Raw genomic sequence first — 23,294 nt, forward strand, 5'->3', positions numbered from 1 at the left:
GACTCGCTGAACTCAGACCGGAAAGCCGCCGGGCGCGGGCGCGCCTCGGCGGCTGGTCCGGGTACCGGGCCTAGACGGCGACCGCGCTGACCGGCCGGGGCAGCACGGCCAGGTGGGCGGTCAGCGACGGCCACACCAGCGTCGTCGCGCCCCAGGTGAGCCCGCCGCCGAAGGCGGTCAGCAGCAGCCGCTCCCCGGCCTTGATCCCCCCGTCGACCGACGCCTCGGCCAGCAGGACGCCGATCGAGGCCGCCGCGGTGTTGCCCATGTGGTCCACATTGGACACTGTCTGCCCGTCGGTCAGGCCCAGGCGCTGCCCGACGGCCACCGAGATGCGGTTGTTGGCCTGGTGCGGCACGAACTTGTCCACGTCGGCCATGCTCATCCCGGCCCTGACCATCGCCGCCTGCGCCGAGGCCGCCATCCGCTCCACGGCGTGCCGGTAGACCTCGCGCCCGCGCATCTGGAAGAAGTAGTCCTCCGGCGGCGCCAGCGCCCCCGACGAGCGCTGGCGCGACCCACCGGCCGGGACCTGGATGAGGTCGGACAGGCTGCCGTCGCTGCCCAGCACGATCGGCCCGACCGCCCCGGGCTCCTCCGGCTCGCCCGCGCGCAGCACCACCGCGCCCGCGCCGTCGGCGAAGATCACCGCGGTGCCCCGGTCCTGGGGGTCCAGGATGGTGGAGAACGTCTCCGCGCCGATCATCAGCACCGTCTCGGCGTTGCCCGAGGCGATCAGCCCGACCGCGCTCGCCAGGCCGTACAGGAAGCCCGTGCACACGGCGTTGACGTCGTGGGCGGAGACACCGGTCATGCCGAGCCGGGTCGCCACCTCCGGCGCGGTCGCCGGGCACAGCCGGTCCGGGGTGGTCGTGGCGACCACGACCGCGTCGACCTCGGTCAGGCCGGCCGAGCGCAGCGCCAGCTCCCCGGCCGCGACGGCCAGGTCGCTGGTGCAGACCCCGGGGTCGACCCACCGCCGCGAGGCGATCCCGGTGCGCGAGCGGATCCACTCGTCGGAGGTGTCGAGGTAGCCGGCCAGCTCGTCGTTGGTGACGACGCGGGGCGGGATGCAGGCCCCCACCCCGGTCACGACTGCCGCGGTCATCGCCCCGCCTCCCCGAGTTTCTCCATGGTGGTCCCGCTGGGCGGGAACAGTGCTGATCGGCGGGTGTCAGTGCTCAAGCCGCGTCCCGTTCCCCTTGGGCGCGGCAGGCAGGCACGCGACTGTGCCCGACGACCAGGCGCCGGCTCGGTAGGCGTCATCGGATCGCTCCCATGGATTCCTCGGTGGCGTAGGGGTGGGGCTGGCGCTCCGGCAGCCCGCGCAGGTCCCCGTCGTGCAGCTGTCCGGCGAAGCTGAGCAGGGGCAGGCCCGCACCGGGCGCGCCGGTGATGACCTCGGCGACGAGCAGGACGTGGTCGCCCGCGATCGAGGCCGAGACCACCTCGCAGCCCATGCCCGCCAGCGAGCCCTCGATCAGCGGGGCGCCGCTGAAGCCGTCGGGCAGCCAGTCCACGCAGTCGAACTGGCGCAGCCCCAGCGGGCGGCGCGGGTCGGCGAACCAGCCTGCCAGCGGGGCCTGCTCGGCGCGCAGCAGGTTCACCCCGAACCGCGCGCCGGGCGCGGCGACCAGCTCGGCGAAGCGCGAGGTGGCGCCCAGGCAGACGGCCAGCAGCAGCGGCTCGCGCGAGACCGCGCTGACCGAGCTGACAGTCGCGCCGTGGGCGCGCTCGCCGTCGCGGTAGGTCAGCACCGCGACCCCGGAGGCGAGCTTGCGCAGCGCGGTCCTGGCGTCGGGGGTCATGCCACCTCCGCGTGGTACAGGAAGATCATCTCGGCGGTGAGCGCCGCGCCCTTGGCACCCTCGACCTCCACCGAGACGTCCAGGGTCACCTCGGTATAGCCCTTGGGCCGCAGGCGCACCTCGGCCAGCCGCATCGCCCCGCGCACCCGCGATCCCACCGGGACCGGCTTGCCCATGCGCACCTTGTCGAAGCCCTTGTTGATCACCATGTCGGCGCCGTCGACGGCGAAGGTGTCGGTGACCATCGTGGGCAGCAGCGAGAGCGTCAGCATGCCGTGCGCGATCGGCCCGCCGAACGGGCCGTCGGCGGCGCGCTCGGCGTCGAGGTGGATCCACTGGAAGTCCCGCGTGGCCTCGGCGAAGCGCTCCACGTGCTCGCTGGTCAGCGGGTACCACCCGGAGACCCCGATGTCGGCGCCGGTGTGCTCGACCAGCTCGGCCAGGGGGATGCTCATCGGATCGCGGCCACGTCGCCGGTGATCTCGGTGATCTCGGTGATCTCGGCCGCCTTGGGGGCGGTGCCCCCGACGGCGTGCACGCCGCCGTCGACGTGGATCACCTCGCCGGTCACGGCGGGCAGCCAGTCCGACCACAGCGCGCAGACCGCGCGCCCGACCGGGGTGGCGTCCTCCTCGTCCCAGCCCAGCGGGGCGCGCTCGCGCCACACCGTCTCGAACACGCCGAAGCTCTTGATCGCGTTGGCCGCGATGGTCTTCAGCGGCCCGGAGGCGATGAGGTTGACCCGGATGCCGCGCGGGCCGAGGTTGTGCGCCAGGTAGCGGTTGGCACTCTCCAGACCCGCCTTGGCCACACCCATCCAGTCGTAGCCGGGCCAGACGACGGTGGCGTCGAAGTCGAGGCCGACGACCGAGCCGCCCGGCATGAGCGGCGCGAACGCGTTGGCCAGCGCGACGTAGGAGTACGTGGAGACGTGCAGCGCGGTGGCCACCTGCTCCCACTCCGCGGTCAGGAAGCCGCCGTCGAGCGCCTCGGACGGGGCGAAGGCGATCGAGTGCAGGATGCCGTCGAGGCCGCCCCACTTCTCCTCGATCCTGCGCACCGCGGCGGCGATGTGCTCGGGCTGGGTCACGTCGAGCTCCAGCACCTCCGCGCCCAGGTCGTCGCCCAGCCGCTGGGTGATGCGCAGGCCCCGGCCGAAGCCGGTCAGGGTCACCTGGGCGCCCTGTTCGATCGCCAGTCTCGCCGCGGCGTGGGCGATGGACTTGGTCGACACCACGCCGGTGACGAGCACTCGCTTTCCGTGCAGGAACATCGCTACCTCATCGGGGTTGACGGTTCGGCGCGTTCGATGCTCACCGCGTCGGCTGACGCTGCCTTGATGTGGCACTGACCAGCTCCGACACTCTGCGGCAAACCGGCACGCCGATCCATGAACCCTGATTAGTATCGGAATCAGGGTTGCATCAGAGCCCTGATACATGACAGCATCCATAGTGCCGAGCGGTCCGGCCCGCGCCCGACCAGCCACAGGAGTTGACCATGCTGACCTATCGAATCCTCGGACCCATCGAGGTGCAAGCGGGAGGGGAACCCGTCGAGATCAACGGGACGTTCCAGCGCACACTGCTGGCCGCCCTGCTGGTCAACCACGACCGGCTGGTCCTGACGGACTCGCTGATCGGGGAGCTCTGGGAGCACAACCCCCCGCGCAACGCCGAGAACGCCTTACAGGCGCACATCAGCCGCCTGCGCAGGCGCTTACGCTCCGTCGACCCGGACGAGAAGTCCGCCCGCTTCCTGAGCATGCCATCGGGCTATCGCCTGTGCCTCAACGACGACGCCTTCGACGCTGACGTGTTCACCCACGCCCTGCTCGACGTGCGCGCCAACACCGGCCTCGCCCCCCAGGACATGATCGCCAGACTGCGCCAGGCGCTAACCCTCTGGCGCGGCCCGACCTTCGGCGGCAACCTCGGCGGCTTCATCTGCCAGGCCGCGGCCGTGCGCTACAAGGAGTACCGCGCCGCGGCCCTGGAGCGCCTGTTCGACGCCGAGCTGAAGATCGGCAGGCACAACGAGATCATCGCCGAGCTCAGCGAGCTGGTGGAGAGCGAGTCGCTCAACGAGCGCCTGTGCCAGCAGCTGATGGTCGGCCTGTACCGGGGTGGCCGCCAGCGCGACGCCCTCGCCGCCTACCAGCGCATGCGCAACCGCCTCATGGACGAACTGGGCGTCGAGCCCTCCCCTGTCCTCATGAAGTGCCAGATGGCCATCCTCGCCCACGACCCCGCCCTGCAGCCCCGGCCCGTGACGTCGGCGGCCCGCACCGAGGCCAGGGGCGAGTCCATCCGCGGGTGATCACCCCGCAGGCGCACCCAGGCCCGCGATGAGGTCTCGGGAGGCGCCGGGGTCGTAGGCCCGCTCCCGCAGCTCATCGAAGAGGGCGCGGTAGTCGGCGACGGCGTCGGGCTCGGTGTAGTAGTGGGCCGCGCGGCGCGTCTCCTGGCAAGCCACGACCGCGTCCTGGGTGCTGATCAGCTGGAAGGCGCCGGGGCGCGGCGGCCCGCCCCCGGCGGGGAGCACCCGGATCGTGACGTTCGGCAGGTCGGCCATCGCCAGCAGGTGGGCGTGCTGCTCGGCCATCGCCGACGGCCCGCCGACCGGCCTGCGCAGCGCGGACTCGTCGGCGACCCAATCCAGCTCGGCGGGCTCGCCCGCGGTGAGCACCCCCTGCCGCAGCGCCACCGCGTCGGCGTGCGCGGCGCCTGCCAGCCCGCGCGCGTACCCGGGCGCCTGGAGCAGCGGGGTCACCGCGAGCGGGTCGAACACCTCGACCCGCACCGCGACCGCCTCCAGCCCGATGGCCAGCTCCTGGTCGCGGACACCGGCGGCCTCGCCCAGCGGGCCCCGGGCCAGCGTCAGCAGCTCGATCAGCCACGGCAGCCTGCCCACCACGTCGAGGTGCGTCGCCAGCACCTCCATGGCCGGCCTGCTGAGCAGGTTCTTGCCCGCGACGGCCTGGCTGAACGACGCCCGCGACACCCCCAGCCGGGCCCCCATCTCCGCGTGCGTCACCCCCGCCGCGGCACACATCCGCTCCAACTCGTACCGCAACAACCGCCGCGCCACCCGAGCCCCAACGCGCACCCGCACGCCGACACCACCTCCACACCCGCCAGCGGGTAATCTCCCTTACCCGTAACCGAGATAACCTGAGGGCTGCTTTACGAGCAGCCTATGGACACTCGGATTCCCTTTGCTGGCAAGGATAGTAAGCGCATCGCCCGACAAGCCGGCCACTCGCGGCCACCCTGGGCGGCCACTGCACCCGCGACCGCGACCAGGACTACTCGTTCAGGTGATTCTCCAGCGTTCCCGAGTCAGGCATCGGGATACCGCCCATGAGCACCGCACACCGCGCCCGACCCACCGCCGAGGCCATGCCTCCCCCGGCGGGCGGCGCGCTCATCCCATCGTGCTTCTCTTGCGAGGCTTGATTTCCGCAGCGCCGGGGCGGCTCGCGCTTCCCGGCGCGCCCGCCCGGACGAGCGGTCAGGACGCGCCGACGCGCTCGCCGCGGCGGGCGGCGGGGGCGCAGATCCTCGGGACGACCTCGGGCTCGGCGGGCGTGGTGGCGGCCTTGCCCGCGAGCATGGCCTCCTGGCGCACCAGGCTGCGGGTGCGCACGATCTGGTACTCGGCGCGGACGGTCGCCTTCGCGGCGCCGCCCTGGCTGATCACGACCTCGGCGGCGTACTCCCGGCGGGCGGGTCGCGAGTCGTCCACCTTGGTCAGCGAGCACTCCATGTCGACGGCGAGGGGGAAGACGTAGCCCTCGAAGGCCGCGGCGAGCGAGCACAGGACGAAGGAGTGGGCCTCGTCGTTGACGACGAACTCGTGGTTGGTCAGCTGCATGAGCTGGCGGGAGGCCTCGATGAGGACCATGCCCGCGACGTGCTGGCCGGTGACGTGGTCGAGCACGAGCTCGTTCATGTCGGACAGGTTCAGGCGGGCGGCCAGGCGCAGCGGGCCGCGGCGTCTGGCGTCGGCCAGCATGACGTTCTCCGGGCAGCGCTTGTGGACCAGGTCCCTGGCGACCGGCACCGGGACGGCGGGCAGCCGGAAGGAGGTCAGCAGACCCCGCTTGGCCAGCTCCGTGGCGACGACCTCCCAGTCGGAGGCGTCGACGCCCTGACCGACGCCGAGCCGGACGGGCTCGGCCAGTTCGTCGTATAAGCCCGCGCGGATGTTCCCGATGAACCGGTTGACGGTCTCGACGCCGTCGTTGGCCGCGAAGGCGGCGAAGCGTTCCCCGACGAGGTGGGTGGTGGGCCGGTGCCTGATGTCCATGAGCTGGGAATCCCCTCGTGTAAAACCTCTGCCGAGTATCAGAGTACTTACTTATCTTCGGATGCCTTAGTCCCATCAGAATGATGACCACGGAGAGCACTCGAAGTCAAGCGTCCCGGGTCGCCTCCGCGACCCGTCGAACACCTTGTCGGACAAGGCTTTCGTCATCGTTAGCGCCCAGCGGAAGTGCGGACAAAATCGTGCCCGGCAGCCCACTATCAGAGTACTGACAATGGGCCGTTCGGTGGCACCCCCCGGCTAGATCGAGCCCCGGGGACCCGCCCGACGGTTGACGTGCACGGGCGGGCCGGAGATGGGAACGTGGGACGATTCGCCGCGGCCGGGTGATCGGGGGCGCTTGCGCCCGCCTGCCGATCGCTTGTTCATGAGCGTCCTTCAGGTTAGCTGGACACAGCTATCAAGGGCCTCACCCGACTCAGGAACCTTACACCGGCGGGCCGCCCCCGGGAACACCTCGACGCGCGGTTGTGGGCTCCGGTCCGATGGACTTATCATAAGTCGGATTCATAACAGGAGGCTGGCTTGAATACACGGTCTGGCATGGCGGACCTGGAGGCGGAGATCGCCCGCCGTCCCGGCCACGCCATCAAGCGTGCCGAGCAGGCGCTAACCACGGCGAAAGCCGCGGCACTGCGCGCGTTCGACCTCACCGTCCCGCAGTATGCCGGGTTGCTCGTCCTCTCCTACCTGCCCGGCGCGTCCGGTGCACAGCTGGCGAGGATCTGCGCGGTCACCCCGCAGACCATGGCGACGGTGCTGGCGAACCTGGAGGCGAAGGGGCTCATCACCCGGACGCCGTCGAGCGTGCACCAGAAGGTGTTCGTGACCAAGCTGACCCGCGCGGGCAGCGCGCTGCTCAAGCGGGCCGACGTCAAGGCCAACGAGCTGGAACAGGGCTTGGCCGCCGAGTTCACCCCCGAGGAGCTCTCCCGCTTCGCCGAGTACCTCGAACGCGCCACCAAGGTCCTCGGCGGCAAGTGAGTCCCACCGGAGGGGCCGTCGCGCGCAGCGGCGGCCCCTTCCTTTCGCGCACTGCAATGTTCGTATTCTGATACAGCAGAGAGTCCTGCTACACTGCTCTCGCTGGCCCCACCGCGGTGGCCGCGCTTGGCTGAGGGGGTCCGGATGACGTCTGCGGGGCCACCGGGCTTGCAGGAGCTGGGGGCGACACTCCGGACCGCCGAGCACGCGATCACGACAGAGACCGCGCATCTGTTGCGCGGCCTGGATTTGACGGTGCGGCAGTACTCGACGATGGCGGTGCTGGCGGAGAAGCCGGACCTGTCGGGGGCGCACCTCGCGCGGCTCTGCCTGATCACGCCGCAGAGCATGGCGGCGGTTCTGGCGAAGCTGGGTGAGCGGGGGCTGATCGAGCGGAGTCCGTCGGAGATCCATGAGCGGGTGCTGTTGGCGCGGTTGAGCGCGAAGGGGTGGGCGGTGTTGCGGGAGGCTGAGGTGGTGACGGCGGGGGCGGGGGCTCGGTTGGAGGAGACGTTGCGGGCTGTTGAGCGGAGTCAGCTGCGGGAGTACCTGCAGCGGGTGATCGAGGCTTTCGCTCGGTAGTTCCCGGTTCCGTGGAGTCCTCCCTCAGGTTGAGCGGGTGGGTCCGACGGGGTGGAGTCAGCGCTCGTTCGTGAGGGGCTTGGTCGGCGCTCGTTCGTGGGGCGCGCTTGGGGGAGAACGGCCGGGCCCCGGCGGTGCGCCGGGGCCCGGGTGGCATGTGCTGCTGGCTACTTGCGCTTCTTGAAGGCCACGAAGTTCTTGATCTTGCCGGAGACCGGGTGGCGGGGGATGTCCTCCACCGTGATCGTGACGACCGGGTCGGGGTGGCCTGCTTCCAGCATGGCGTTCACCAGGGCGTCGCGGATGGGGCGGAGGTCGCAGTCGGTGCGTAGTTCCACCGAGACGTCGGCGCCGGTGCGGGTCTGGCGGACCTGGTACTGGGCGATGCGGGAGTCCCACAGGGGGGTCCAGAAGACGTACGGGTGCACGTAGATCTGTTCGCCCGTGGGGGTTTCGCCGTACTCGAAGACGTCGTCGTGGCGGCCGGAGACGGGGGCGATGCGGCGGCCGGTCCAGGGGCCGGGGTTCTCGTCGGCCAGGAAGAGGACCTCGTCGGCGATCTCGTAGCGGATCAGTGGGAAGACTTTGTTGATCACGTTGGTGACCAGGAGCTTGGCGCTGGTGGTTCCCGCCGGGACCGGGGCGCCGGTGGCGTCGATCGGTTCGGCGACCAGGAGGTCCTCGCCGAGGTGCATCTCCTCGCGGCCGGGCATCGAGCAGGCGAGCATCCAGGTCTCTGAGGTGCCGTAGAAGTCGATGACCGGGGCGCCGAAGGCGGTTTCGATGGTTTTGCGCTGGTGCGGGAACAGCGGCTCCGCGCCGCCCAGCATGACCTCCGGCTTGATGTTCAGCCTGCCCTCCAGCTGCTCCAGCGCCAGCCGCCACAGGATGGACGGGTAGGCCAGCATCTGGTTGGGCTGGAACTCGTTGAGCGCGTCCACGATCTGCGACAGCGGCAGGGTCACGGGCACCTTGACGCTGTTGTCGCCCATGTCGAACGTCGCCCGGATCGCGTCCGACATGTGGGAGGCGTGGGCGGCGCCGATGAACGCGCCCCGGGGCGGGGACAGGTGCAGGTTCTGCACGACCCACGGCATCAGGCGCCACGAGCCCAGGCCCGCCTGCAGCCAGCCCTCGTAGTCCCACGGGAACAGCCCGGTCAGTCCGGAGGACCCGCCGGTGGTGACGATGTGGTATTGGTCGAACAGGTAGGCCGGGCCGTTGTCGGTGACCCAGTTGAGGTGCTCCTGGGCGATGGCCATGGTGAGCCGCCGGTCGGTGACGATGTCGTCCCAGTTGGCCATGACGTCGGCCTTGGTCATCACCGGCAGGTGGCGGATGTCGTCGCCGGTGAGGCCGTCGGGGTCGACGTCGCGCAGGCGCTCGGCGTGCCAGGGGGAGTTGGCCTTGGCGTGGCGGACCAGATCGCGCAGGCGCTCGTCCCGCAGGGCGTGCAGGCGCTCGATCGGCCAGGTGAGCTTCTGCGCCTCCTCGGCCATGCGGGAGAGCACTTCCCGCAGGTGCGGCTGACGGGCCTGGTCGTAGGCGGCCGAGACGACCAACGCGGACATGGTGGACCTCATTTCGGAACCGAAGCGGCGATGACGATGCCCAGCGCCGCCAGGGCGCCCAGGCTGGCGGCGAGCGCGGCCGCTGGCCCCGCGACGCCGTAGAAGACGACCCCGATGGCCGCCGCGCCCACCGCGCTGCCGACCTGGATGGCCGTGTTGAGCACCCCGGAGGCGGCCCCGACCTGCTCGGGCGGGACGTCGGCGATGGCGGTGGCGGTCAGCTGGGCCATGACCAGGCCCATGCCGAGCCCGCACACCAGCAGCGCGGGCACCAACCACAGTGGCTCGTCGGTGGCGAGCACCGTGCCCGCCAGGGCGACCCAGCCCGCGCTGAGCGCGAGCGCGCCGATGGCGATCACCCGGTGCCCGCCCAGCCGGGTGACCACGGCGGGACCGCGCACCAGCACGACCAGGAAGCCCGCGCCCAGGGCGGTGTAGAGCAGGCCAGCGCCCAGCGGGCCGAGTCCCAGCCCGTCCTGCAGGTACAGCGACAGCACGAGCAGGAACGCGCCCATGGCCGCGTAGTAGCCGGTGGTGAGCAGCGCGCCCCTGGTGAACCCGCGCCGGGAGAACACGCGCACGTCGACGAGCTTCTGCACCCGCGCGAACACCGCGGCCAGCACCACCGCGCCCGCCAGCGACAGCCACGCCCACACCGGCCAGCCCTGCTCCCGGCCGACGACCAGCGGCAGGACGAACGCCGTCAGCGCCAGCGCCGCGAGCGCCGCGCCCCGCCCGTCCAGGACGCCACCGTCCACCCGGGACTCCGGGATGACCGAGCGGACGCGCAGCAGCGCGAGCAGGCCGATCGGGATGTTGACGAGGAAGACCAGCCGCCAGCCGAGCCCGTCGGCGTCGGCGGTGATCAGCGCGCCGCCGATGAGCTGGCCGAAGACTCCCGCCATGCCCTTGGCCAGCCCGAACGCGGCGAACGCGCGCACCCTGGCCGGGCCGTCGAACGAGGTGCCGAGGATGGCCAGGACCTGCGGGGCCATCATCCCGGCCGCCACGCCCTGCAGGACGCGCGCGGCGACGAGCAGCCCCGCCGACGGCGCCAGCCCGCAGGCCGCCGACGCGGCGGTGAACAGGCCGAGGCCGATGGCGAACAGGCGGCGGCGGCCGTGCAGGTCGCCCAGCCTGCCCCAGGTGATCAGACCGGCCGCGTAGGCCAGGCCGTAGCCGACGACGACCAGCTGCACGGCCGCCGGTCCGGCGCCGAGTTCGGCGGCGATGGCGGGCAGCGCGACGTTCACGGCGAAGAAATCCAGCGTGATCATGAAGTCGCAGGCGAGCAGCACTGCGAGCAATCCGGTGCTTTTCACAGCCGTGCCCACGGTGGTCATTTATCGGCCTTCCTACGAGGTGACAGGAGTCAATCCCCTCCGGCTGACGCGCCGCTGATCAGCTTCTGAGCTGCGCATACTCCCGGGAATCTCTCACCGGAAGGCGGGTCAGAGCGCTGTCAACGAAGGATCAGCGCACATCTCGACATTGTCCGCGAATACCGCCCGTGAACAGCTGTAAGGGGTGCATTACTGTGCGTTGCACAAAGGATGTCTTCATCGCCGCCACCGCCACGTCGCTGCCCGGACTCGTCCCGATCGGCCAGGCCGAAGCCCAAGGCCTGACCGACGAGATGCACACCGGCCTCGGCTACGACTCGATCGCCGTCTCCGACGGCGTCGCGGGCCCGGAGCTGGCCATCGCCGCGGGCCGGGAGGCCATAGCGCGATCGGGCTTACCCGCCCAGGAGTTCGACCTGCTGCTGCACTCCAGCCTGTGGTTCCAGGGCCTGGACATGTGGGGCACCGCCAGCTACGTCGCCAACGAGACCGTCGGGGCGCGTGCGGTCTCGATGGACCTGCAGCAGCGCTCCTGCGGCGGTATGGCGGGCGTGCACCTGGCCACCGCCTACCTGGAGGCCGGGTACGCCGACAACGCCCTCATCACCACCGGCGACAACTTCGCCGCGCCCGCCTTCGACCGGTGGAACTCGCAGATGTACACGATCTTCGGCGACGCCGGGACCGCGGTGGCGCTCTCCACGCGCGGCGGCTTCGCCAGGATCGTGGCCACCACCGCCTTCGCCGACAACTCGCTGGAGGGCTTCGGCCGCGGCAGCGAGGAGTTCCGCTTCGCCCCCGGCACCGAGGCTCCGGTGCCGGTGCTGCGCAGGCTCGCCCAGCACGTGCAGACCCCGGCCGCCGCCGACGGCTGGGAGCGCATCGAGGTGGCCATGCTCAAGACCCGCGACCAGGCGCTCTCGGACGCCGGCGTCGAGCAGGGCGACATCCGCCGCGCGGTGCTGCCGTTCATCTACCGCGGCCAGGGGCAGCGGGAGAACTGGGACGCGCTGGGCTTCACCCGGGAGCAGACGGCCTGGGACTTCGGTCGGACCGTCGGCCACCTCGGCGCGGGCGACCAGTTCGCGGGCCTCGACCACATGGCCCCCGGCCTGTCCGAGGGCGACCGGGTCCTGGTGTTCGGGGTGGGTGTCGGGTTCAACTTCGTCGCCACCGTGCTGGAGGTCCTGGCGCCACCGTGCTGGTGAGGGCCGTCAGCGCCGGATCAGGCGGGCCTGCGACCTTGGGATGTCGAGCCGGACCGGGATGCGCTGACCCGGTCCGGCTCCGCCGTGCCCGCATCCGTTGGGAATCAAGCAATCCTCACGTATTCGGACCTTGATCTGTCACAGCACCCTGATATCGTGTCGTCATCTGAGACACGCCCCGCGGGGCTTGCACACGAGGGGTGAAAGACCATGACCGTGACCGCGGAACCCTCCCTGGCCACCCTGTTCGACCCCGCCAACCGCCCCGACCCGTACCCGGTGCTCGCCGGGCTGCGCGCCGCGCCGAGGGCCGAGCTGGATGGCGCGCTGGTCGTCGTGGGCGACTACCGCAACTGCTCCGCGGTGCTGCGCGACCCGACCGTCAGCAGCGACCGGGAGCGCTCGCTGCTGGGCGCCACCTTCGGCGCCACCCCGGACGAGGTCCCCGCCGACTCCTTCCTGTCCATGGACGCCCCCGACCACACCCGGCTGCGCGGCCTGGTCGCCAAGGCGTTCACCCCGAGGGTCATCGCCAACCTGGAGCCGCGCATCCGCGAGATCGTGCGCGTCGCCCTCGACAAGGCGGGCGAGGCGACGGCGATGGACGCCGTCTCCCAGCTGGCCAACGTCCTGCCGGTCACGATCATCAACGAGCTGCTCGGCGTGCCCGCCGGCGAGCACGACATCCTGCAGGACTGGTCCAACCGGCTGGTCCGCGCGCTCGACCCGGCGACCGACCTCGGCGACCCCGTCGTCGTCGCCGACATCGAGCTGGCCAAGAACGGCTTCCGGTCCTTCTTCGCCGACCTCATCGCCTACCGCCGCGTGCGCCCCGGCGACGACCTGCTCTCGCGGCTGGTGCAGCTGGAGCGCACCAGCGACGCGCTCTCGGAAGCCGAGCTGCTGGCGACGTGCTCACTGCTGCTGGTCGGCGGCTACGAGTCGACGGCGAACCTGATCGCCAACGGCATCCTGGCCCTGACCCGCCACCCCGAGGCGCTCGCGACGCTGCGGGAGGACCCGGCGCTGGCCTCGGCGACAGTGGACGAGGTGCTGCGCTACGACACCCCCGCCCAGATGGTCACCCGCGTCGCCCGCCGCGAGATGCTGATCGAGGGCGTCCCGGTGCCCGACGGCGGCGTCATCATGCTGCTGCTCGCCGCGGCGAACCGCGACCCGGCCGCCTTCGCCGACCCGGACCGCTTCGACCCGCGGCGCGCGGCCAACCACCACCTGGCGTTCGCGGCGGGCCCGCACTTCTGCATCGGCGCGAGCCTGGCGAAGCTGGAGGCGGGCATCGCCCTGTCGGAGTTCGCCCGGCGGGTGCGCAACCCCGTCGTGGACGAGGACCTGCTGACCTACCGCCCGCACGTGAACCTGCGCGGCCCCGAGCGCCTCTTCATCGGCTTCGACCGCATCCACCCGTAGACCCGGCGGCGCCGCCCCGACTCGTCCTCGGGGTGGCGCCGCTGTCCAGACGACCAGCGTCGACCATGCGCGATCTCCTCACCCGAGGCCGAACCTGTTGGCGCTCCACACCTCCTCGCTTTCCGAGAACTCCCGTTCCGGCACTCCGCCGCCCGGCCGCCGCCTCCCCCTTGCCGCTGCCGCTCCCCTGCCGCCGCCTGTCCCCGGCCGCTACCTCTCCCTGGTCGCCGCCGCTCCCCCGGCCGCCGCCTGCCCTCGCGGATGTCGCCCTCCGCCGAGCCCGCGGCCCGGCATCCAGCGCGCCCTCGCACCACCCAAGCGGAACTGCCCGCCTCACAACGGTTCCGCCCGAGTCCGAGCCGCGGTGATCACCTCCTCTCCACACAGCACCACCGCCAGGCCATGCCGCCGCCAAGATCGGTTTCCACAGCGATGCGACGGCTGTGGACAACTCGACCGTCAGCAGGTGATCAGCGGGCGGCACCACAATGGATACCAAGGGAGAGGCGCGTTCTCTCCCTTTCGCCGTTCCCCGTGGGAGAGCCGATGTCCGAGACCCTAGCCGTGCCCACCCGTACCGCACCGCAGGCGGCCACCATCTCCGAGCGGATGGAACGATTGCCGGTGCTCACCAGTCACCGGCACCTGACGCTGGTGATCGGGATCGGGCTGTTCTTCGACTTCTTCGACAGCAACCTGTCCGGCACGATCGCCAAGGTGCTGCAGGCGGACTTCGCCTTCGACGGCACCGCGCTGAAGCTGATGCTGGCCTCGGCGTTCGTCGGGCAGTTCTTCGGGTCGATCTTCCTCGGCCGCTTCGCCGACCGCTACGGGCGGCGGCGGGCGTTCATGCTCAACCTGGGGATCTACTCGTTCTTCACCCTCCTCGGGGCGTTCGCGCCGAACGCGGCGTGGCTCATCGTGACGCGGTTCATCGCCGGGGTCGGCATCGGTGCGGAGAACGCGCTGTCGGACAGCTACCTGGCGGAGATGCTCCCCGCCAAGAAGCGCGGCCGCTTCATCGCCTGGGCCTACACCGCCGGGTTCTGCGGTGTGCCCGCCGTCGGGTTCGCCGCGCTGTGGCTGGCGCCGCAGCAGGTCGCGGGAATCGACGGGTGGCGCATCCTGTTCGTCCTCGGCGCGCTGGGCGCGGCGATCGTGTGGGTGCTGCGGCGCAAGCTGATCGAGTCGCCGCGGTGGCTGTCGGTGCAGGGCCGCGACGAGGAGGCCGACGCCCTGGTGCGCTCCATGGAGCGCGAGGCGGGTATCACCAGCCCGGCGCCGATCCCCTCGCCCAAGCCGACCGGCAAGCGTCCCGGTGTCCGCGCGCTGCTGGCGCGGGAGTACCGCAGGCGAACGCTCGTGCTGTGGACGTTCAGCGTCCTGTCGGTGACGGCGTACTACGGCTTCGGCACGCTGGCGCCGCAGGTGCTGGCGGCCAAGGGCTTCGGCATCATCGCCAGCATCGGCTACGTCGCCGTGTCGTTCATCGGGTACCCGATCGGGTCATTGCTGTCGGTGCCGCTGATGGACCGCTTCGAGCGCAAGACCCTGCTGGCGGGCTCCGCGGTGGCGATGGCGGGCTTCGGCCTCGGCTTCGGCCTGTCCGACGAGGTGCCGCTGATGATCGCCTTCGGCATCGGCTACACGCTGGTCAGCAACATCTTCGCCAATGCATCGCACGTCTTCCTCGGCGAGCAGTACCCGACCCAGATCCGCTCGACGGCGGCGGGCATGGCGTACTCGTTCTCCCGCCTCAGCGCCGCCGCCATCCCCTTCGCCCTGCTGCCGGTGCTCACCACCTACGGGGCCGGGATGCTGTTCACTGTCATCACGGGGTGCATCGCGGTGATGGTGGTCGTCCTCCTCGCCCTCGGCGACCGCACCACGGGCGTCGAGGTGGAGCAGTACGTGAAGGGATAGCCATGACGGTGGGACCCATGCTCAGGCAGTGGCGGCAGCGGCGGCGGATCAGCCAGCTGGACCTCGCCCTGGCCATCGACAGCTCGGCCCGGCACCTCAGCTTCGTCGAGACCGGCCGCAGCAAACCGTCCCAGGCCATGCTCCTCAAACTCGCCGAACACCTGGACGTCCCCGTCCGCCAGCGCAACACTCTCCTGGTGGCGGCGGGCTATGCCCCCGTCTACTCCGAACTGTCCCTCGACTCCGCCGAGATGGTCCCCCTGCGGTCCAGCCTGGAAACCCTCCTGGCCGCCTACGACCCGTTCCCCGCCCTGGTGTTCGACGGCGGCTACCAGATGGTCGCCGTCAACACCGGGGTCCACCGGGTCATGCTCGCCGGCGTCGACCCGACCCTGTCCACCAACCTGATGCGCGCGGTGCTCCACCCGGACGGCCTTGCGCCCCGGGTGGTGCACTTCCCGGCCTGGCGGCTGTACATGCTCAACCGGATGCAGCGGCAACTGGCCGCCTGGCCGGACAGCCCCCTGCACGAGCTGTACGAAGAGGTGCTGACCTACGAGATCGTGCGCGGAGCCCTCGGCGGCAACTGCCCGCTGCCGGACCCCGGCCTGGTGGCCCAACCGTTCCAGGTCGAGTGCGACGGCACGATCCTGAGCTTCGTCACCACGGCGAGCACCTTCAACACCCCCCTGGACGTGACGGTCTCGGAACTGGCCATCGAGACCTTCCTGCCCGCGGACGAGCACACGTCGAGGTTCCTGCGGGAGTAGCGGTCAACCGGACCGGAAACTTCCTCGCTCGACACGCCCACACCTCTCAGCATGGCGGACGTCAGCGTTCGTCTCGCAGCGCCGCGTGCGAGTCGGCCCTCACTCAACCGCGGTGACATCGCGGACGACGGTCTCCCGCCCACCGCGTGTCCTGCGGACGAAGGCGAACCGGCACCGTTCGTAGGGCAGGACCAGCCGCCCGCGCGCAGCGCCCGACACCGGGTCGAGCGACACCACCCGCACTGAGTCGAACGGCTCCGACCCGGTCACCAGCCTGATCATGACGAGGCAGTCGCCATGGTCTGGCGCCTCCACCCGGATCCAGCTGAACCGGGCGAAGTCCATCTGGTCGATGTCGTACCGGGCCAATGGCAGCTCATCGTCCACCCGGCCGATCTCAGCCCGCACAGGACCGCCGACACACGCGTCGAAGACCGCGCTCGACAGGAGCTCCCAGTCCACGTGCTCCTCCCCCTCCACCCGCCACCCCATCAGCAGCCGGTCAGCGACCGGCACCAAGGCGACCAACGCCTGCCGCAGGGCCGCGACCAGGTCGTCGACCGAGCAGCGCAACACGTCGTCGTCAAGCACGTCAGTTCCTCGCAGTCCTACCGGTGGTCAGTCTCCGATGAGGTGAGCGCGACCAGTGCCGTCTTCGCGGCAGCGACGACAGGAGGCCACAACGGGGACTCTATGTACTGGATGTCCTCCAGCTGCCCGCCGAGCTGGTCGAGCAGGCCATCCATCGCCGTTCGCAGCGGCAGGAGCGCCTCGGCCTCCTCGGCAGACCTGAGGAACACCCCGACGGCCCCGAACGGGTTCTCCAGCACGGAGGTGTCGTCGCAGAGGATGTGCACGTTCGTGCCGAAGTCGTCGTAGACGTTCTCGTGCGGGTACTCCCGCCGGACCCACACCCGCTGCTGGTACTCGACGTCCGCGAGCGCGTGCACCGCGCTGATGATCTCAGCTCTCATCTCGACGAATCGGACTTCACTCACGGTCGTCACCGGCGCGGCGTTGGCCGAGGACATCCTCGGTCGCGCTCGGGAGTCGCGCCGCCAGGACGTTGCCCACTCGTCGGGGTGGAGGGTGACGGTGACCAGGTCGTCGGTCTCGGAGACGACCAGGTCGGTGCGGCCGGTGAGCCTGGTGGCCAGGTCGGCCGGGGTGGTTGAGTCGAGCAGGAACAGGAAGTTCAGGGGGACGGGCGGGCCGTAGACCGACTCGCCGAGGTCGTCGTAGTCCAGGCAGGACCGTTCGGCGCCGTAGACCAGGCTTGAGATGAGCAGTTGGACGTGCTCGGGGTCGGTCAGGGCGTCGGCCGCGTGGATGACGCAGAGAGCGGCGACGTGATCGGTCGCGGCAGCGCACAGGTCGCCCAAGCAGTCGATCATGGCGTCCCAGTTCCAGCCGAAGTATCCGTGGAAGGACAGCGCGGTGGAGAACGCGCGGAAGACTCCGGCGTCGTCCAGCAGGTCCTGCGCTTGGAGGTGGTGCACCCGCCCGCCGCGGGACTCCACCGAGCGCACCTGGGTGTCGGCGAACGACGAGGCGCTGGGCGCGAAGACGACCCAGGGTTCCTCCACGCCGCCGAGGTCGATGTCCGCCGACGGGGGATGCGCCGCCAAGGCAGCCAGGGCGGTGCGCGCCGCTTCGGCGACGGTCGGGTGCGCGCCGTCGAGCGCGTGCTTGAGCGGCATGAGCGCGGCGGCTTCCTCCGTCGAGCGCAGGTAGTCGCCGATGGCGGCGGTCGGGTCGGGGAGGACGCACGTGTCGTGCAGGACGCGCAGGTGCGCGGCGAGGTCGTCGGCGGGTGGACCCGACGCGGCGAGTGCCCGCACGGCCGCGACGATCCCGGCCCGCACGGCGGGGAACCGGACCACACGCAGCTCGCTCTCCCGCAACAGCAGGACGCCCCCGAGGAACCTCAGCTCCTCACCCGGATCACTCACCACGACCGCGCGCCCACCCGCCTCGCGCAGTTCCTCCAGCAAGAGGATCAGCCGCATCCTGTCGTCGGGCCCCCGAGGGGAATAGGTCTCCTCCCCCGGCACCCGGCTGATCTCGGCGATGACCGGCCACCGGGTGAAGTCGGCCCCGGCAGCACCGTCGGCCGCGTCGTTGGGCCGCACGCGCAGGACGCCCGCGCCCATCGGCCCGTCGTCCTCCGTAAGTCCGACACCCGGCGCCCGCAGCACCACCGCACGGACCTCGGTGACCGAAAGTCCGTCGATGAAGATCTCCCGGCTCTTACCGTCCACACCCACATCGTCAACCGATGGCCCGGCTGTTGTCCACCGATAACCACCAGCCCGCACCGAACGACGGGCAGTCGTAGCCGTCGGCCGAGACGCCGAGCAGAGGTGCGTTGCGGGGGATGGCGCCCAGGGCGGCTTGTGCCAGTTGGGCGACGATGTAGTTCTCCCAGACCGGTGCGCCGGCTGGGTCGTCGGGAGTCGGCGTCGTCATCGGCACCACACGCCGACGACGACGCCGGAGCTGCCCACGGCGAGGCCCGCCCTTGCCTGCCGGATCAGTCTGGCGGGCGGCTCGGCGTCCCAGCTGTAGTAGCGCACCCCACCCCACTCCCAGAACCCCAGCTGCCCGGGGACCGGCGCGGCCCCAGTCCCGGGAGCGCACGTGCCCGAGCCGTGGGTCGTCGCCTCGGCGAGATCTGCGCGCGCCCGGCACCGCGGTCGGGTGGTCGCTCTCCACCACCACCCGCGCCTGCGCCGCACGCGCGAAGCGCCGAACCCGGCCGACCGCGTCGGCCACCGCGCTCGGCGCGGGCGACCTCAGCTCGACCACCGCGGCCCCGGTGGAGTCCTCGCCGACCACGCGGACGTCCACCCGCTCGTCCACCAGGCGCTCGGCGAGTTCCCACCGGACGGTCCGCAGCGCGACGCCGTGGAAGCCGATCGCGCAGAACACGCCGCTGGTCTCGCTGCCAGGAACACCGTCCAGCGGGCCATCGTCGCCGCGAGGCGCGGCCCGCGTCCACCGGGATACCCCCGACGTGGACGAAGCCGCCCCACCCGGGAGGGGGTGGGGCGGCCTCTGGTCGTGCGACGTCTCAGCGCTCGGTCTTGTACTTCTTCAGCGCGTAGAGCTGCAACCCGGCGAACCCGCCGACGACGGCCGCCTGGGCCAGGGTCCACAGCGTGCCGATCGTGTTCGCGCCCATCAGGCCGAAGGCGGCGACGGCGACGCTGGCCACCGCCCAGACGATGTTGACGTCGGCCACCACCGTCGTGCCCACCGTCGACGGGCGGGTGTTGAGGGCCAGGACGCCGACGCCGAGGCCGAAGGCGGTGAGGAAGGCGCCGATGGCGACCAGGGCGGTGGCGTTGACGCCGAGCAGCTCGGCCGCCCAGGAGGAGAACGCCAGGTAGATGAGGCCGTTGCCGGTGGTGACGACGGCGTCCAGGGCCAGGAAGCGGCGGAGCAGGGTCGCGCCCGAGGTGGTGGGGGCGGGGGTGTCGCTCAGTCGCGATGAGCCGTGCGCGGTCGTGGTCACGGGGATCTCCTATCCGAGTCGTTCCGGTACCAGCATCGCGTGGCGGCAGCCGGAAAGCCATTGCCCAACAGGGTGAAACAGGGTTCTGTCAGTGGTCTATCAGTGGACTGTCAGTGCTCTGTCAGCGACGGAGCACCGCTTGGGTCTGGGTGGTCTGGGCGACGAGGGCGCGGGTGTCGTCCAGCAGGTCGGTCTGGCAGACGATGAACTGCGCGCCGACGTGCATCGGGCGCGAGACCGCCGTGACCACCCCCTCTCGCACCGCGCGCAGGAAGTTGGTCTTGGACTCGACGGTCGTCGTGGCCGCGCCCGCGGGCAGGTTGAGGTAGGCGAGGATGCCGCCGACGGTGTCCGCCAGGCCCATCAGCGCCCCGCCGTGCATGGCCGACATGACCGTGCACCGCTCCGGGGACCAGTCCAGCTCGCCGCGGACCTCGCAAGCCCCCGCGGCGACCAGGCGCACGCCCAGCAGCCGGGCGAAGGGCAGCTGCGCCAGGATCAGCTCGGTGCCCGGCCGCAGGTGATCGGACACGGTCATACCAGCGACATCCTGCGCTGCAGGTGCCGCGTCAGGTCCGCGGTCACGGCGACGGCGTGCTCGGGGGTGTCGATGTAGAAGTGGTCTCCGGTGAACTCGCTGTTGCCCAGGAACTCCGGGGACCGGGTGCGCCAGGACTCCATCGCGCCCGGGTACATCAGCGGGTCGGACTTGCCGCTGTAGCTGACCAGCGGCACACCGCAGTCGGCGGCGTCGTCCACATAGGTCGAGACGACGGCGAGGTCGGCGCGCAGGGCGGGGATGATGCGCTGCATCACCGCCGGGTCGCCGTAGACCTCCTGGGGGAAGGAGCCGAGGGTCTTCATCCACTCGATGAGGTCGGGCTCGGGCATCTGGCTCTGCTCGTAGGTCGACTGCTGGAAGCCCTCCGGCGCCCAGCCCGACGCCCCGACCAGCAGCGGCTTGCGCTCGCCGTCGCGGTGGATGTTGACCGCCACCCGGTAGGCCAGCTGCGCGCCCAGGCAGTGCCCGAACATCGCGTACGGCCGGTCGTCGAGTTCGTCGAGCAGCGCGTCGTACAGCGCGTCGACCAGCGGCTCGATCTCGGTGTAGGCCTCCTCGCCGAAGCGGCGCTCGCGGCCGGGGGCGCACACGACGTGCTGGGCGATGTCGCCGGGCAGCAGCGAGCCCCAGTTGCGGTAGATGGTGCCGCCGCTGCCCGCGTGCGGCAGCAGGAACAGCCGCAGCGGCGCGTCCGGGTCCCCGGCGGCGGTCTCGAACCAGCTGGTCACAGCGCGACCCCCAGTCGGCGCACGGCGGGCAGGACGTCGGCGGCCAGCTGTTCGAGCTGGTCGCCGGGGTCGAGCGAGCCGATCCGGATGATGATGTGGCGGGCGCCCGCCTCGACGTAGCCCGCGATCCACTCGGCGCAGTCGTCGGCGCTGCCCCAGCCGTAGGCCTGGAAGGTCGACATGACCTCCAGCGGGCGGCCGTAGTAGCCCTGCAGGTAGTCGTCCAGCGCCGTCTTGGCCTTGTCGGCGTCGGGGTTGATGTTCAGCGTCGCGTACAGCGCCGGGGTGACCGCGCCCTCGCGGCCCGCCTCGCCCGCCAGGTCCTGGACCTGGCCCCAGGCCGCGGAGTACGCCGAGGTCGTGGGCAGGAACGGCAGCCAGCCGTCGTAGAGCTTCGCCACCCGCGCCAGCACCTTCGGGGTGTCGCTGCTGGCCAGCCAGAGCGGCGGCCCGCCCGCGGTGGCGGGGGCGGCGAGCCGGTCGAGCCCGTCCTGCCGCCACAGCTTGCCCTCGTGGGCGCGCACGTCGCTCGACCGCGCCGACCAGGTCGTCTTCCAGTAGCGCACGGTCTCGTCCAGGCGGCCCACGCGGCCGGTGAAGGGCACGCCGAGGTTGGTGAACTCGTCCTCGCTCTCGGGCATCGGGAAGCCCGCGCCGAGCCCGAGGGTCAGGCGGCCCCCGCCGGAGGCGTGGTCCAGCGAGGTCACCATGTTCGCGCCGAGCAGCGGGTGGCGCAGCGACGCGGTCAGCGCCGCCGTGCCCAGCCCGATGGACAGCGTGACCGACGAGACCGCCGAGAGCACCACGAACGGGTCGAGCCGGGTGCGCGCGGTGAGCGAGTCGCCGGTCCACAGGGAGTCGTAGCCGAGGGATTCCGCGCGCCGCGCGAAGTCCAGCAGCGGAGTGATCGAGAAGACGTCGAGGATCGCCATCTCGCGGGTCGGCAGCAGCGCGCCGATCCGCACGGCCGGGGTGGTCATCGGGATGCCCTTTCGGTCAAGCGCTCCTCGCGCAGCACGCGGCGCAGGATCTTCCCGGACGGATTCCGCGGCACGGATTCCGGGAACTCCCACTCGGTCGGGATCTTGTAGTCGGCGATGCGGCCGGACAGGTAGCGCATCAGCTCGCGCGCGGTGGCGGCCTGGCCATCGCGCAGCACGACGCAGGCGTGCACGGCCTCGCCCCACAGCGGGTGCGGCAGGCCGATCACCGCGGAGTCGAGCACCGCGGGGTGCCCGGCGAGCGCGCGCTCGATCTCGGCGGGGTAGATGTTCTGCCCGCCCTGGATGATCGTGTCGTTGATGCGGTCGCAGAGGAACACGTAGCCGTTCTCGTCCAGGTACCCCGCGTCGCCCATGTGCAGCCAGTCGCCGACGAGGGTCTTGGCGGTGGCCTCGGGCAGGTTCCAGTAGCCGAGCATGTGCGCGGGCGTCTTGATGCACACCTGCCCGATCTCCCCGACCGGCAGCTCCGCGCCGTCCGGGCCAATGACCTTGATCTCGTGGCCGGCGCAGGCCTTGCCCGCGGCCTTGAGCAGCGGCGAGCCGGGGACGTGGTCCTCCGGCGGCAGGCAGACCGCGCAGGTGCCGGTCTCGGTGGCCGCGTAGATCTGGGCGAACTCGCAGCCCAGCATGTCGATGAGCCGCTCCAGCAGCTCCGAGGAGATCGGCGCCGCGCCGTAGGCGACCTTGCGCAGCGAGCGGAACGTCTCCTGGGTGACGCCGCGCTCCTCGATCATCATCTGGAGCATGGCGGGCGCGGCGAAGGTCGTGGTAACCCCGACGCGCTCGACCAGCTTGACGGCTTCCTCGCTGATGAACATCCGCATGACGACGTTGGTGGCCCCGGCGTTGAAGCCGTGCATGAACCAGCCCATGCCCGCGATCCCGAAGCCGGGCAGCGAGATCAGGCTGCGGTCGCTGGGCAGCCAGTCCAACCAGGACACCCCGGCCTCGGCCTGGGCGGCGGGCAGGCTGAAGAACGCCCGGTTGGCCAGCACCACCCCCTTGGGGAAGCCGGTGGTGCCGCTGGTGTAGATCTGCAGGATGGCGTCGTCCGGGCCGGTGGGCGCGCTCAGGTCGGTCGTGGCCGCCTCGCCCTTCCAGTCGCGGAAGCCGTCGCCGCGGGCGATGGCGTCCATCTCCACGATGGACTCCAGCGACGCCAGCTCCGGCTTGATCCGCTCGGCCAGCCCGGCGAACTCGCGCTCCACGAACAGCGTCGTGGCCCCGGAGTCGCGCAGGATGTGGTCCACCTCGTCGGCGGTGAGCCGCCAGTTGACCGGCACCAGCACCACCCCGGCCTTGGCGCAGCCGAGCGCGATCTCGTAGTACAGCTCGGACTCCAGGCCCAGGTAGGCGACCCGGTCGCCGACGGCCAGCCCGGAGGCCAGCAGGCGGTGCGCGGTGCGGTTGGACTCCCGGTGCAGCTCGGCGTAGGTGACCGTGCGGTCCTCGCACAGGATCGCCGGGTGCCCGCCGCGCTCGGCGGCGTGCTTGGCCGAGGTCGCGTTCAGCGTCCAGTTCTCTCTCATGTCCTGCT

23 protein-coding genes are annotated in these 23,294 nt (G+C 71.2%); 7 read left to right on the plus strand and 16 right to left on the minus strand.

The window, feature by feature from the left end:
* Positions 1-70 precede the first annotated feature (70 nt).
* From ACFPM7_RS26135 to fabI, 4 genes are all read right to left on the minus strand, one after another.
* On the minus strand, positions 71-1,108 hold the full coding sequence (locus ACFPM7_RS26135) for a beta-ketoacyl-ACP synthase III (RefSeq protein WP_378250434.1): 1,038 nt from the start codon (positions 1,106-1,108) through the stop codon (positions 71-73).
* A 154-nt stretch (positions 1,109-1,262) separates the two neighbouring features.
* The gene (locus ACFPM7_RS26140; RefSeq protein WP_378250435.1) at positions 1,263-1,808 is read right to left on the minus strand and encodes a flavin reductase family protein; all 546 of its coding nucleotides are present in this window, start codon (positions 1,806-1,808) and stop codon (positions 1,263-1,265) included.
* Positions 1,805-2,263 (minus strand): MaoC family dehydratase, encoded by a 459-nt coding sequence (locus tag ACFPM7_RS26145; protein WP_378250436.1) that lies wholly within the window; start codon positions 2,261-2,263, stop codon positions 1,805-1,807. Before ACFPM7_RS26145 ends, ACFPM7_RS26140 begins: the two co-directional genes overlap by 4 nt.
* Positions 2,260-3,081: an enoyl-ACP reductase FabI gene (gene fabI, locus ACFPM7_RS26150; RefSeq protein ID WP_378250437.1), complete on the minus strand. Its 822-nt coding sequence runs from the start codon at positions 3,079-3,081 to the stop codon at positions 2,260-2,262. Before fabI ends, ACFPM7_RS26145 begins: the two co-directional genes overlap by 4 nt.
* Positions 3,082-3,308: 227 nt before the next feature.
* Between fabI and ACFPM7_RS26155 the strand changes: the two genes are divergently transcribed.
* Positions 3,309-4,127 carry an AfsR/SARP family transcriptional regulator gene (locus ACFPM7_RS26155; protein WP_378250438.1) on the plus strand — a complete coding sequence of 273 codons (819 nt, stop codon included), beginning with the start codon at positions 3,309-3,311 and terminating at the stop codon, positions 4,125-4,127.
* Here the strand turns inward: ACFPM7_RS26155 and ACFPM7_RS26160 are convergent, their stop codons facing one another.
* On the minus strand, positions 4,128-4,922 hold the full coding sequence (locus tag ACFPM7_RS26160; RefSeq protein WP_378250439.1) for a Scr1 family TA system antitoxin-like transcriptional regulator: 795 nt from the start codon (positions 4,920-4,922) through the stop codon (positions 4,128-4,130).
* Positions 4,923-5,321: 399 nt separating this feature from the next.
* Positions 5,322-6,119 carry an AfsA-related hotdog domain-containing protein gene (locus tag ACFPM7_RS26165; RefSeq protein ID WP_378250440.1) on the minus strand — a complete coding sequence of 266 codons (798 nt, stop codon included), beginning with the start codon at positions 6,117-6,119 and terminating at the stop codon, positions 5,322-5,324.
* A gap of 561 nt (positions 6,120-6,680) precedes the next feature.
* Here ACFPM7_RS26165 and ACFPM7_RS26170 point away from each other — a divergent pair.
* Both ACFPM7_RS26170 and ACFPM7_RS26175 read left to right on the plus strand, forming a co-directional pair.
* On the plus strand, positions 6,681-7,121 hold the full coding sequence (locus ACFPM7_RS26170) for a MarR family winged helix-turn-helix transcriptional regulator (RefSeq protein WP_378250441.1): 441 nt from the start codon (positions 6,681-6,683) through the stop codon (positions 7,119-7,121).
* Between the two features lie 144 nt (positions 7,122-7,265).
* Entirely contained in the window at positions 7,266-7,703 is a 438-nt protein-coding gene (locus tag ACFPM7_RS26175) for a MarR family winged helix-turn-helix transcriptional regulator (RefSeq protein WP_378250442.1), read from the plus strand.
* 167 nt (positions 7,704-7,870) lie between these two features.
* Here ACFPM7_RS26175 and ACFPM7_RS26180 read toward each other — a convergent pair whose 3' ends face one another.
* Both ACFPM7_RS26180 and ACFPM7_RS26185 read right to left on the minus strand, forming a co-directional pair.
* The gene (locus ACFPM7_RS26180; RefSeq protein ID WP_378250443.1) at positions 7,871-9,274 is read right to left on the minus strand and encodes a phenylacetate--CoA ligase family protein; all 1,404 of its coding nucleotides are present in this window, start codon (positions 9,272-9,274) and stop codon (positions 7,871-7,873) included.
* Positions 9,275-9,282: 8 nt separating this feature from the next.
* Positions 9,283-10,551: an MFS transporter gene (locus ACFPM7_RS26185; protein ID WP_378250444.1), complete on the minus strand. Its 1,269-nt coding sequence runs from the start codon at positions 10,549-10,551 to the stop codon at positions 9,283-9,285.
* Between the two features lie 260 nt (positions 10,552-10,811).
* Between ACFPM7_RS26185 and ACFPM7_RS26190 the strand changes: the two genes are divergently transcribed.
* From ACFPM7_RS26190 to ACFPM7_RS26205, 4 genes are all read left to right on the plus strand, one after another.
* Positions 10,812-11,825 carry a ketoacyl-ACP synthase III family protein gene (locus ACFPM7_RS26190; protein ID WP_378250445.1) on the plus strand — a complete coding sequence of 338 codons (1,014 nt, stop codon included), beginning with the start codon at positions 10,812-10,814 and terminating at the stop codon, positions 11,823-11,825.
* 210 nt (positions 11,826-12,035) lie between these two features.
* On the plus strand, positions 12,036-13,253 hold the full coding sequence (locus ACFPM7_RS26195) for a cytochrome P450 (RefSeq protein WP_378250446.1): 1,218 nt from the start codon (positions 12,036-12,038) through the stop codon (positions 13,251-13,253).
* Between the two features lie 546 nt (positions 13,254-13,799).
* Positions 13,800-15,176, plus strand: a complete 1,377-nt coding sequence (locus tag ACFPM7_RS26200) for an MFS transporter (protein WP_378250447.1) — start codon at positions 13,800-13,802, stop codon at positions 15,174-15,176.
* Between the two features lie 17 nt (positions 15,177-15,193).
* Positions 15,194-15,946: a helix-turn-helix domain-containing protein gene (locus ACFPM7_RS26205; protein ID WP_378250448.1), complete on the plus strand. Its 753-nt coding sequence runs from the start codon at positions 15,194-15,196 to the stop codon at positions 15,944-15,946.
* Positions 15,947-16,045: 99 nt separating this feature from the next.
* Here the strand turns inward: ACFPM7_RS26205 and ACFPM7_RS26210 are convergent, their stop codons facing one another.
* From ACFPM7_RS26210 to ACFPM7_RS26245, 8 genes are all read right to left on the minus strand, one after another.
* The gene (locus tag ACFPM7_RS26210; protein WP_378250449.1) at positions 16,046-16,537 is read right to left on the minus strand and encodes a hypothetical protein; all 492 of its coding nucleotides are present in this window, start codon (positions 16,535-16,537) and stop codon (positions 16,046-16,048) included.
* Positions 16,538-16,554: 17 nt separating this feature from the next.
* Positions 16,555-18,207, minus strand: coding sequence for an SCO4402 family protein (locus ACFPM7_RS26215; RefSeq protein WP_378250450.1), 1,653 nt, complete (start codon positions 18,205-18,207; stop codon positions 16,555-16,557).
* Positions 18,208-18,217: 10 nt separating this feature from the next.
* On the minus strand, positions 18,218-18,877 hold the full coding sequence (locus ACFPM7_RS26220; RefSeq protein ID WP_378250451.1) for a hypothetical protein: 660 nt from the start codon (positions 18,875-18,877) through the stop codon (positions 18,218-18,220).
* A gap of 142 nt (positions 18,878-19,019) precedes the next feature.
* Complete coding sequence (locus tag ACFPM7_RS26225; protein ID WP_378250452.1) at positions 19,020-19,463, minus strand: hypothetical protein; 444 nt, start codon at positions 19,461-19,463, stop codon at positions 19,020-19,022.
* A 121-nt stretch (positions 19,464-19,584) separates the two neighbouring features.
* Positions 19,585-20,001: a PaaI family thioesterase gene (locus ACFPM7_RS26230; RefSeq protein ID WP_378250453.1), complete on the minus strand. Its 417-nt coding sequence runs from the start codon at positions 19,999-20,001 to the stop codon at positions 19,585-19,587.
* A complete protein-coding gene (locus ACFPM7_RS26235) occupies positions 19,998-20,753 on the minus strand; it encodes a thioesterase II family protein (RefSeq protein WP_378250454.1) in 756 nt (251 codons plus the stop codon). Before ACFPM7_RS26235 ends, ACFPM7_RS26230 begins: the two co-directional genes overlap by 4 nt.
* Positions 20,750-21,733, minus strand: coding sequence for an LLM class flavin-dependent oxidoreductase (locus ACFPM7_RS26240; RefSeq protein WP_378250455.1), 984 nt, complete (start codon positions 21,731-21,733; stop codon positions 20,750-20,752). The genes ACFPM7_RS26235 and ACFPM7_RS26240 overlap by 4 nt, the downstream gene beginning before the upstream one ends.
* Positions 21,730-23,286 carry a long-chain-fatty-acid--CoA ligase gene (locus ACFPM7_RS26245; RefSeq protein WP_378250456.1) on the minus strand — a complete coding sequence of 519 codons (1,557 nt, stop codon included), beginning with the start codon at positions 23,284-23,286 and terminating at the stop codon, positions 21,730-21,732. The genes ACFPM7_RS26240 and ACFPM7_RS26245 overlap by 4 nt, the downstream gene beginning before the upstream one ends.
* Between the last annotated feature and the right edge of the window lie 8 nt (positions 23,287-23,294).

The organism is Actinokineospora guangxiensis (genome assembly GCF_042657845.1).
Lineage (GTDB): Bacteria > Actinomycetota > Actinomycetes > Mycobacteriales > Pseudonocardiaceae > Actinokineospora > Actinokineospora guangxiensis.